Genomic DNA, 9717 nt, shown 5'->3' on the forward strand with positions numbered 1-9717 from the left:
CCCGATGCCGGCTTGCAGAAATTTGCCTCCGATCCTCGTATCCTTGCCTATGCCTTCGGCCACCTGCATAATATCTGCGCCGAATACGTCGCAGACGCGCGCCAACTCGTTTACAAAAGAAAGCTTTGTCGCCAGGAACGCATTGGAACCGTATTTGATCAGCTCGGCCTCCGTCTGTCCCGTCCACACCGTCTCCGCTTCGATCCCATTATAGATGGCCCGCACTTTCTCGGCCGCATCGACGCTCCTGCTGCCGATAACGATACGATCGGGATTGAGCGTATCGTGGATCGCCGTGCCTTCGCGCAGAAATTCCGGATTGGACACGATATCAAAGAGCGTGCCGGGCACGCCAAGTCCCAGGAGGAACTCCTCCGCCCATACGCCTGTACCCGGAGGCACCGTACTTTTCATAATAATGACTTTATGGGTATGAAGCACGGTGCTTAACGCCAGAAGCACGCTTCTTACGTACACGAGATCTGCACTCCCGTCCGCGGCCGAAGGCGTCCCTACTGCAATCATAATCAGCTCATGTTCGTCCATGCTAGCCGCCACGTCGGAGCTGAACGTCAGCCTGCCCTCTTTCCTGTTGCGAACGACCAGTTCGGATAATCCAGGCTCATAAATCGGGATAACGCCCTGCTCCAAGGCATTAATCTTGGTTTCGTCGCGGTCGACGCACTTGACCTTGTGTCCAAGATCAGATAACACAGCAGCTGTAGTCAAGCCGACATAGCCCGCTCCAATGATACAAATCCTCATGAATACGCATCCTCTCCAGACACCATAGGTACAATATCATGTGCAGAGAGAAAAGGAATGGAAACGGCGTATCACTATCTGCATTTACAATAATTTAACCTAGGACCGGGCTTTCGGCTTCCGTTCGCCTATTCTGAAAGCATCATGACGTGACCGATTCGTTATTTGCCTTCGGCCTAACGGAGGGCTAAAATATAAGAACACACTGACAAAGGTTGTTCAAAAATCAAACAGGAGGAGATGCATATGCGCAAGGGGATCCTATCCGTAAAAGCTATGATAACCGCAGGTTTGGTGGCAACAGCCTTGCTGTCAGGATGCGGCAACTCAGCGCAGTCGGTAAAGCCTTCCGAGTCGCCTCCGGCAACCATTCAGCCGACTCCGGAGAGCTCGCCGTCCGAAAGCCCGAGTGCTTCCGCCGAAGGTCCTGCGTCGACTTTAAATCCGAATACGTCGCCTCAGACGGGCGATAAAGCCATTCTGGAACAGATTGCAGCTATGACGCTTGAGCAGAAGGTAGGGCAGTTGGCTATCATCGGTCTGGAAGGCAAATCGATGGACAAGTCGACGGAATCTTTTATCCAGAACTACCATGTCGGAGGGTTCATTCTATTTAAAGACAATATAACAAGCGCGAATCAGACGTTGAAGCTGCTTAATCAGTTAAAGGCTGCCAACGAGGCTGTGCCAGACTCTGTGCCGTTGTGGCTAAGCGTCGATCAAGAGGGCGGCAAGGTCAACAGGCTGCCATCCGAGTTCGACAAGACTCCGACCGCGCGCCAGATCGCAAGCAAACAGAATCCGAAATATACGGAAGCGATCGGTTCCTCGCTTGGACTAAAGATCGGTTCGCTCGGTTTTAATATGGACTTTGCGCCCGTGCTTGATATCAATAGCAATCCCGACAATCCCGTCATCGGAGACCGTTCGTTCGGCAGCGATGCCGAAACCGTCAGTCTCCATGGTTTGGCCATGATGGAGGGCATCACTTCGCAAGGCGTCGCAGCAGTCGCAAAGCACTTCCCCGGACACGGAGACACTTCCGTTGATTCCCATAAGGGGCTGCCCGTCGTGAACAAAAGCTTGAATGAGCTCAAAAACTTCGAGCTGCTTCCTTTCGAAGAGGCTATTAAAAAAGATGTGGATGCGATTATGGTCGGCCATCTGCTGATGAAGAAGCTGGATGCGGAGAATCCCGCGTCGATCTCCCCTGCCGTCATCACCGGCTTGCTGAGGGAGCAGCTTGGCTACGATGGCGTCATCATAACCGACGATATGACGATGAAAGGTTTAACCGGCGGCATTAGCGTGGGTAAAGCTGCGGTAGAGGCGATATTGGCGGGAGGGGACATCTTGCTCGTCTGTCATGAATACAAGCTGCAGCAGGAAGCGTTGGACGCCGTCATTAAGTCCGTTAAGGACGGCGTCATCTCGCAGGAGCGATTGGACGAAAGCGTCTATCGCGTATTAAGCCTGAAAGCGAAATACGAACTGTCGGACGCCGCCATGCCCGCTGTTGACACGTCAGCGATCAATGCCGTTGTGGAGGACTCGCTTAAAGCTTTCCAAGCGCAATAGATCATGCCTCAGCCGCCGATCGCTTTTTCGAAGCGGGTAATATCGATATTTTTGCCAATGACGACCAGCAAATCTCCTTCATAGATATAATCATCCGCATGCGGCGCTACGACCATCTCATTGTCCTTCCTGCGGATCGCCATAATGTTGCATCCGTACTTTGCTCTTACGTTTAATGTTTTGATCGTTCGCCCGCAGAAGTTATCCGGCGCGATTATTTCGACAAGACTATGCTCAGGCGACAACTCCAGATATTCCACCGTGTTTTTTGAGGTTACCTGATGGGCTACCCGAATGCCTGTGTCCCGTTCGGGATGCACAATCTGATCGGCTCCAAGCCCTTCGAGAACCCTTTGGTGGTAGTCGTTGTTCGCCTTGGCCGTTACATACGGGACGCCCATGTCCTTGAGGATCAACGTCGACAGAATGCTGGCTTGCAAGTCTTCCCCGATCGCCACTATGGCATGGTCCATATTATGGACGCCAAGCTGTCTCATGACCGCCTCGTCCGTCGAATCCGCCTGATACACATGCGCAAGAACAGGAGCGAATTCTTGCACGCGGCGTTCATCCCGATCAATTCCCATCACCTCGTGGCCCAGTGAAACCAACGTCCTGGTGACGCTGCCTCCGAACCTCCCCAGACCGATGACGACAAATTGTTTTTTCATAGTAACGCAGCCTCTTTTCTCTCATTCCTGTAACCCCTACACTCCTATGCACATCAAAAAACCACAGAGGTTAATTCGCTCTGCGGTCGTGAATCATACGAACACGGCTCGGCGCTTTGATGTGTTTGGTTCATTGCTAATGCTACTCCTTTCGAAACCAAATGTAAAAGCCGAAACGAGCATACCATTATTAGGATTCACTGAAATAATGCCGTTAGAACGTTTACAATGCGTCCAGGATCAGCCAATCGCGAATTATGAAGTCCTTGGGCCGATTTACGCGTTTTCCGGCCTGGGCAAACTACTTTTCGAATTTGCCTACGGACTGGATTGTCACTTTCGTATTGCAGCGAATGTCCATGTTCGAATACACGGCTTTCCAGTCTATATTTTTCCATTCTTTGTAACTTAACGAATTCCGTACATGTTTCCCGATTCCGATACTATCTACGCCTAATTTCTGAAGCTCCTTAACCATGCTTTCAGCCTCATTGTTGATGTGAGCGGCTATAGCCTTCTCCAACCGCTCCTTATCCGATTCCATGTTTAATTGCAAATCGCCTAAATATTCCAGAAGAATTCCATGAATTTTAATACTAATATCGGCACGATACAAACGCTCCCCAGGCAACGTTTTGATTTTCACCTTGCTGTTTCCGGCAAGAGAACTAAACATTGCTTTTTCCCCTTTTCTTTCTTGATCAGCCAAGTCGATATTAATCTCTCCGTATTTGAAGGAACCCTTTAAAAACGCGAATATTAAGGTTTGATCGCTATCGATGCGCGAAATATAACGGTCTCCATCGAACAAGGCGATGCCGCTAGCTTCGATATGCGTTCCCTGCTGCTTAATGATAGGCGCAACCGAATCAACGCCGTCATCCATATAATCGCGCATAAAGCTATAAAGAGTCGATTCAGGAACCCTGTTGTTCATGACTTCCTTTTCCAGTAAATGATCGATATATGGCCCCGTATTCATATGGGAGGGATACTCCTTTTTTAACATTTCATTTGCCGTTCCATCGACAACTACGATTTTCAGACGCTGCGAAACAGCTGGATCCCGCATGAATCCGTCCAAATATGGCATAATTCCTCTGGATGCAAGCTGCAAGTTGAATAGAGCCGTGCGCATCTGTCCGCTCGCGAGCGATAATTCCGTCTGCTTGGCTAGACGGAATCTGCCTTCTTTCCCCGTACTGGCCACGGTTTGTAGAATCAACGGATGCTGCCTGCCGCTCTCGGCGCTGACAACGGGCAGCCAGACCGTAACGCTGAGCTGGTCTTTCTTTACCTTGTTGCCAGGCACGGATCCTTCCGCTGATTTGCCTTTGGCCAGCCAATCGTACCCTATTGAATAGATAAACCCTTGTTTCTCCAGAATGCGCTGATCCCCGCATCCTGCCAGCACTCCTAATAAAATTACGATCATTGCCACTCGAACGAGTCGATTATGCATGCCCCTGCTCCTTTCTTCGCAGAATCAACAAGATGAGAATCAAGAAAACCGGCAAACCGATCGCAATGATAACTTGGCCGTAACCGAGCCACTTCAGCCAAATCTCTACCTTGCTTAACGTATCGGGAAGCCAGGACACCCCATAGATGACGATGAGCAACACGGCTGCGAGCAGCTTAGATTCTGCTTTGGGAAACATCCGGTTAAGCGCTTCGGTACTCGCCCAAATATACATAACGATTGTGATTAACACCGTAAAGAAGAAAAAACCAAAAAACAACGTTTCTATGCGCTCCACGAAGGGCAGGCGAATATACGATAACATATCCAGCATCGGGAAGCGGAAAGCGGTAAGCTGCCCAAGACTATAGAAGCCGAATGCCACGAAAGCATACAAGGTATACAAGACACCGGTCAACAAATTACCCGCATGCACCGCCTTAATAAAACCCTTTTTGGTATTGACATATGGAAAAAGGAGAAGCGTTAACTCGTAGCCCAGGAACGCCGTATATCCGTTCAATCCGCCTCTTATCGTTTCCGTGCCTCCCTTTAGCAAGAACGGCGTTAGTCTTGCAAATTCGAAGTCCGGGACAAAAAACAGAAGCAGCAAGCCCATCCAAGCCGTTAACACGAAAAACGACATCGTTGCTTTTGAGATGTTATAAACCCCTTTAATAAGCAACAAAAAAGCGACAATATCTATAAGGAGCTTAAAAAGCATAGGATGCATAGTGGGAAACGCCATCGTTTGAAAAATATAAACATAATGTTTCGCTACCATACACCCTAATAACGACCAAACGACAATCAAAACGAGATAAAGGGGATATGCCCCTATTTTTGTCAATGACCTCTCCAATATTTCAAAAACAGACCTTCCTTGGCTCAGTCTGTAAACCACCGCAATCAAACCAATATTTAGCGCAGCGATCAGCGTAAACACCGGCACCATCAACCAGCCGTTGTAGCCGAAGGCCTCTGCCATAATCCTCGGAAGGCTAAACACGACCACTCCCGTCTGAATCATATACACTAAAATCGCGATATGGACAGGATACAACTTCTCTTTCATATGCGGTTCCTCGCTTATTGTTTGATCCTCGTCTTCCGCTTGTTGGGAGTGCGGGTCTGTGAAGGCCTTTCTTGTATCCAACTAAAGGGAGCGCGTATGAAGATATCCAGCCAATCTTTAAGGTTGATTGGCGCTACCGGAGTCAAATACGATGATTTTAAGCTAGTCAAGCCGCTAAGGTGAATGAAGATGATGGCAATTGCCATCACGATCCCGAAATTCCCGAGGAGTCCTGCCATTAATAGTAGTCCGAACCGGATTAGCCGGATCGATGCGCTCATCACATAACTTGGAATAACGAAGGAAGCGATCGCAGAGGAGGCTACCGCAATGATTAAAATATTGCTTGTCAGTCCAGCCTGCACTGCCGCTTGCCCAATCACGATACCGCCGACGATGCCGATCGTTTGACCGATTTTTGTCGGAAGTCTGGCCCCGGCCTCGCGCAGCAGCTCGATGGTGATCTCCATAAGCAACGCTTCGTACAAGGGAGGAAAAGGGACGCGGCTCCTTGATTGCGTTATTGTAATGAGCAAGTCCTCGGGAATCATCTCGTAATGGAAGGTCGTAACGGAAACGTACAGCGCTGTAAAAGAGATCGTGATGACAAAGGCGATGAACCGAAGCATTCTGGTCATCGTGCCAATCGCCCAACGTTGATAATAGTCATCCGATGAGGCAAAAAACTCAAAAAAAGACGATGGCGCGGAGAATGCGGACGGACTTCCGTCCATAACGACGACAATCTTTCCGCCTGCCAGTTTGGATGCTATGGCATCCGTTCTTTCCGTTGTCTGAAACAACGGAAATACGGAGTTCGGATGATCATCGATCAGTTGAACCAGCATGTTGCCGTCATGTACGACATCAATCTCGACGAGCTCAATTCGTTTCTTCATTTCCTGCACGTTCTCTGCATTGGCCAGACCGTCTATATATAACAGATAAACATCCGTCTTCGAAACCTCGCCCACCTGCAGCTTGAGCGCCTTCAGGCGAGTTGATCTTATCCTGCGACGAATAAGCGACAAATTAATAAGAACGGACTCGACAAAGCCGTCATGAGGTCCATTGATCGAGGTTTCCGTCTCCGATTGCGAGATGCTTCTTGTCTCCGGCAAAGAGACGCTTACGAGATAAGCACTGCCTTTGTGGAACAAACAGACATTACCGTCCAATATCCCTTTCGACGCTGATCTGCAATCCAAAGCGGGCTTGTATTGAGAGCGGCTCAACACCTCTTCCATCTCGTCCGGCGCAATGGAGCGGAATGGTTCGGATATTTCTCTGGCGAACTCTTCGTTGCCTGCCAAATGGCTGAAATACAGCATATCCAACTGAGACTCCGGCCAACTCCAATGGATGAGGTCAGCACAATCTGCAAACAAATCTTGCATGATCTTAAGCGTTGGATACTGCTCGAGCAAGGCTTGCTGCTCAATCGACTCGGCATCATGAGTAGCATTTTTGTTGTCTTTGCCGGGCCTTAACCATTTGGCGAGCAATGACATAGGATTCCTGCCTCCTAATAGGGGTTGTTGCTTTAATATTCGCAAAATTTTACAGTCCCATTCAGGAGCGGCCTTCCATGCTTGCTTGAATCACTATCCCCACTACTCAGAAGATTAGTTCCAGAGCTAACGAACGGCGATCCATCTTTGATGAATATCCCCTCCATTCAGGACATGTTCATACGCAATCTTACCTGTTTAGCGGAGAGGGGGATAACGTTCGGAGGGATACGTTTGGATGGCTGAAGCTGCTCGGCGGTCTATACTTGATCATCCTTTTAAGGATCACGCTCCCCCATAGAGAAACTCGTTACCGTTGCTGGGGCATTGTCGTTACCGTTGCCGGGGATATGCATGGCATGATCCGAAAATCGGCCTCTCTGTACATTTGTGCATTTCTCCCCAATTTCTCAAACAATGGAGCCTCTGCACAACAAATTGTACGAATATACACAAATTCTTGCCTCCTATCTTCGTTTGGGACCTCTTTGAATCAATATTTGTGTATATATGTACAAATGTACGAATAACTTGCTCTTCCCTCATCTGAATTGTGTATTTTCGTACAATTATTGTACCGTTTGTGTAAGTTTCCAAGGGCGCACACTGGCACCAGCACTTCAGCACCAGCACTCCCTCTCCTATAATTTTAGAAATCCTCTATCGAAGGCTTTCAGTGATGAGCGACCTCCAGCTTTGCAAAGCAAAGCCGCTTCGGAAGCATAAGGTAGATTTATCGCCAAATCGAATTTCGGTTTTCGAATGCTCGAAAACTTATACTATTGATATAAAAAACAGCCGTTCCGATTAAAACGTCGGTACGGCTGGCTTTTTTAATTTTTTGATGGAAGTATCCGTTCATACAAGTAGTCTACGATATGCATTGCCTCCATGCGGAAAGGCGGCTTGTGTTTTTCGATCCCATGCTTCATCTGGAGCAGGCAGCCCGGATTGCTTGTCAGCATATAGCTCGCTCCCGTCTGGCAAGCATGCTCCATCTTATGCTCCAGGAGCTGGCCAGCCATCTCCGGCTGAGTCACGTTGTAGATGCCTGCAGAGCCGCAGCAGCGGTCGGCTTCCTTCATCTCTACGTAGGAAACGCCTTCCACGCTTCGCATGAGCTGGCGCGGCGCGGAAGATCCTTTCATCACGTTGCGTAGATGGCAGGAATCCTGGTAGGTAACCGTGCCTTGCCCGCCTTCCGCAGCAAGTTCGGCGAACGCGGGGATTCTCCCCTTTTCCACCACAAGCTGGCTCACATCCTTGACTCGTTTTGCGAACCATTGCGCAGCTTCCCGCACATCGCTGTCGACATCCTCGCCTAGCAGATGATCATATTCCACCAGAAGCGCGCCGCAGCCTCCCGCATTGGAGGCGATATAGTCCACGCCGGCCTCTTTGAATACGCGCACGTTCGTCCTTGCAAGCTCGCGAGCGCCGTCCATCTCTCCGCTATGCGCATGCAAGGCGCCGCAGCATCCCTGCGTCTCCGGGATGACGACGTCGAAGCCCGCCTCCGACAACAGCTTTACCGTATTTACGTTCGTCCCAGCGAACATGACATCCATAATGCAGCCCCGGAACAACGCTACGCGGGCAATCGCTTCTCCCTTGGCGGGGTAGAAGGTCCCAAGCCGCTCCACCACGCCCTTCGAGGATGCATCCGGCAAAATCGCCTCCATCTCCTGAAGATGCTTGGGGAACATCTTCATCAGCCCCGTACCTCGAGCAAACTTCCGAAGGCCCGACTTCTGATAAAAGCTCATAGCTCCTCCCAGCAGCTTAAGCTTGCCGCGATTCGGGAATACACCGTTAAACATGACTCGGCGAAGTCCGCGCACCGGCAAACCATGCTCCGCGTGATCCTCGATCGCATCGCGCGCCTGCTCGATCAGCTGTCCGTACTTGACGTCCGCGGGGCAAGCAGGCTCGCAAGCCCGGCAGCCCAGGCAATGGTTCATCTGATCCTGGAACACCTGGTCGGGATCCATTACCCCATCGGCGACCGCTTTCATCAGGGCGATACGGCCGCGCGGCGATTCCGGCTCCAGTCCCGTCTCGCGGAACGTCGGGCATGCCGGCAAGCAGAACCCGCAGCGCATGCAATTGGTGAGCTGGTCGTAATCGAGCTTGTTCAGCAGCGTTTGCGCCAGCGGATTGGCATGCCGAATATCCGGCTTCTTCATCACGGTTTCGTTAGCCATGCTGCAGCACCACCCTTTTTCTCGTTTCCTTCGCGAACAGCTTGCCAGGATTCAGCAGGCCCTGTGGATCGAAGGCCGCCTTGATGCCCTTCATCACCTCGATGCCGGGCGCTCCCACCTTCCATTCCAGATATGGCGCCTTTACGAGTCCCACGCCATGTTCGCCTGTAATGGTGCCTCCCAGTTCGATCGCCGCTTCGAAAATTTCCGCAAAAGCCGCTTCGACCCGGTGCACCTCCTCCGTGTCTCTCGCGTCAGTCGTCGCTGTAGGATGCAGATTGCCGTCTCCCGCATGGCCGAAGGTAGCGATCGTCACGTTATGCTTGCGGGCGATCTCGTTAATGCGGAGCACCATATCCGCGATCCGGGAGCGCGGCACTGTCGCGTCTTCGAGAATCGTCGTCGGACGAAGCCTCGCCAGCGCCGTGAAGGCGCTGCGGCGAGCCGGCAG

Annotated in this window: 8 protein-coding genes; 1 reads left to right on the forward strand and 7 read right to left on the reverse strand. The window is 50.7% G+C overall.

What is annotated here, in order from left to right; genetic code table 11:
• Window positions 1-765: UDP-glucose dehydrogenase family protein (locus tag PAT3040_RS35890; protein ID WP_146200650.1), on the reverse strand; the 765-nt coding region annotated here is incomplete at its 3' end.
• Window positions 766-1011: 246 nt separating this feature from the next.
• Between PAT3040_RS35890 and nagZ the strand changes: the two genes are divergently transcribed.
• Complete coding sequence (gene nagZ, locus PAT3040_RS35895; RefSeq protein ID WP_181377028.1) at window positions 1012-2343, forward strand: beta-N-acetylhexosaminidase; 1332 nt, start codon at window positions 1012-1014, stop codon at window positions 2341-2343.
• A gap of 8 nt (window positions 2344-2351) precedes the next feature.
• Here the strand turns inward: nagZ and PAT3040_RS35900 are convergent, their stop codons facing one another.
• The 6 genes from PAT3040_RS35900 to PAT3040_RS35925 all read right to left on the reverse strand — a co-directional run.
• Window positions 2352-3014, reverse strand: coding sequence for a potassium channel family protein (locus PAT3040_RS35900; RefSeq protein WP_087567284.1), 663 nt, complete (start codon window positions 3012-3014; stop codon window positions 2352-2354).
• Between the two features lie 301 nt (window positions 3015-3315).
• Entirely contained in the window at window positions 3316-4476 is a 1161-nt protein-coding gene (locus PAT3040_RS35905) for a Ger(x)C family spore germination protein (protein ID WP_108996349.1), read from the reverse strand.
• Entirely contained in the window at window positions 4469-5551 is a 1083-nt protein-coding gene (locus PAT3040_RS35910) for a GerAB/ArcD/ProY family transporter (RefSeq protein ID WP_108996350.1), read from the reverse strand. The genes PAT3040_RS35905 and PAT3040_RS35910 overlap by 8 nt, the downstream gene beginning before the upstream one ends.
• Before the next feature lie 14 nt (window positions 5552-5565).
• Window positions 5566-7062 (reverse strand): spore germination protein, encoded by a 1497-nt coding sequence (locus tag PAT3040_RS35915; protein ID WP_108996351.1) that lies wholly within the window; start codon window positions 7060-7062, stop codon window positions 5566-5568.
• Between the two features lie 833 nt (window positions 7063-7895).
• Window positions 7896-9266, reverse strand: a complete 1371-nt coding sequence (locus tag PAT3040_RS35920; RefSeq protein WP_108996352.1) for a (Fe-S)-binding protein — start codon at window positions 9264-9266, stop codon at window positions 7896-7898.
• On the reverse strand, window positions 9259-9717 hold a 459-nt coding region (locus PAT3040_RS35925), incomplete at its 5' end, for an FAD-linked oxidase C-terminal domain-containing protein (RefSeq protein ID WP_305778801.1). The genes PAT3040_RS35925 and PAT3040_RS35920, both read right to left, overlap by 8 nt.

The organism is Paenibacillus agaridevorans, assembly GCF_003112455.1.
In the GTDB taxonomy this organism is placed as follows: Bacteria; Bacillota; Bacilli; order Paenibacillales; family Paenibacillaceae; genus Pristimantibacillus; species Pristimantibacillus agaridevorans.

Coding starts and splice junctions, on each gene's coding strand:
- PAT3040_RS35910 (WP_108996350.1), bottom strand. CDS start 5,551: ATGAAAGAGAAGTTGTATCCTGTCCATATCGCGATTTTAGTGTATATG.
- PAT3040_RS35905 (WP_108996349.1), bottom strand. CDS start 4,476: ATGCATAATCGACTCGTTCGAGTGGCAATGATCGTAATTTTATTAGGA.
- PAT3040_RS35915 (WP_108996351.1), bottom strand. CDS start 7,062: ATGTCATTGCTCGCCAAATGGTTAAGGCCCGGCAAAGACAACAAAAAT.
- PAT3040_RS35920 (WP_108996352.1), bottom strand. CDS start 9,266: ATGGCTAACGAAACCGTGATGAAGAAGCCGGATATTCGGCATGCCAAT.
- PAT3040_RS35900 (WP_087567284.1), bottom strand. CDS start 3,014: ATGAAAAAACAATTTGTCGTCATCGGTCTGGGGAGGTTCGGAGGCAGC.
- nagZ (WP_181377028.1), top strand. CDS start 1,012: ATGCGCAAGGGGATCCTATCCGTAAAAGCTATGATAACCGCAGGTTTG.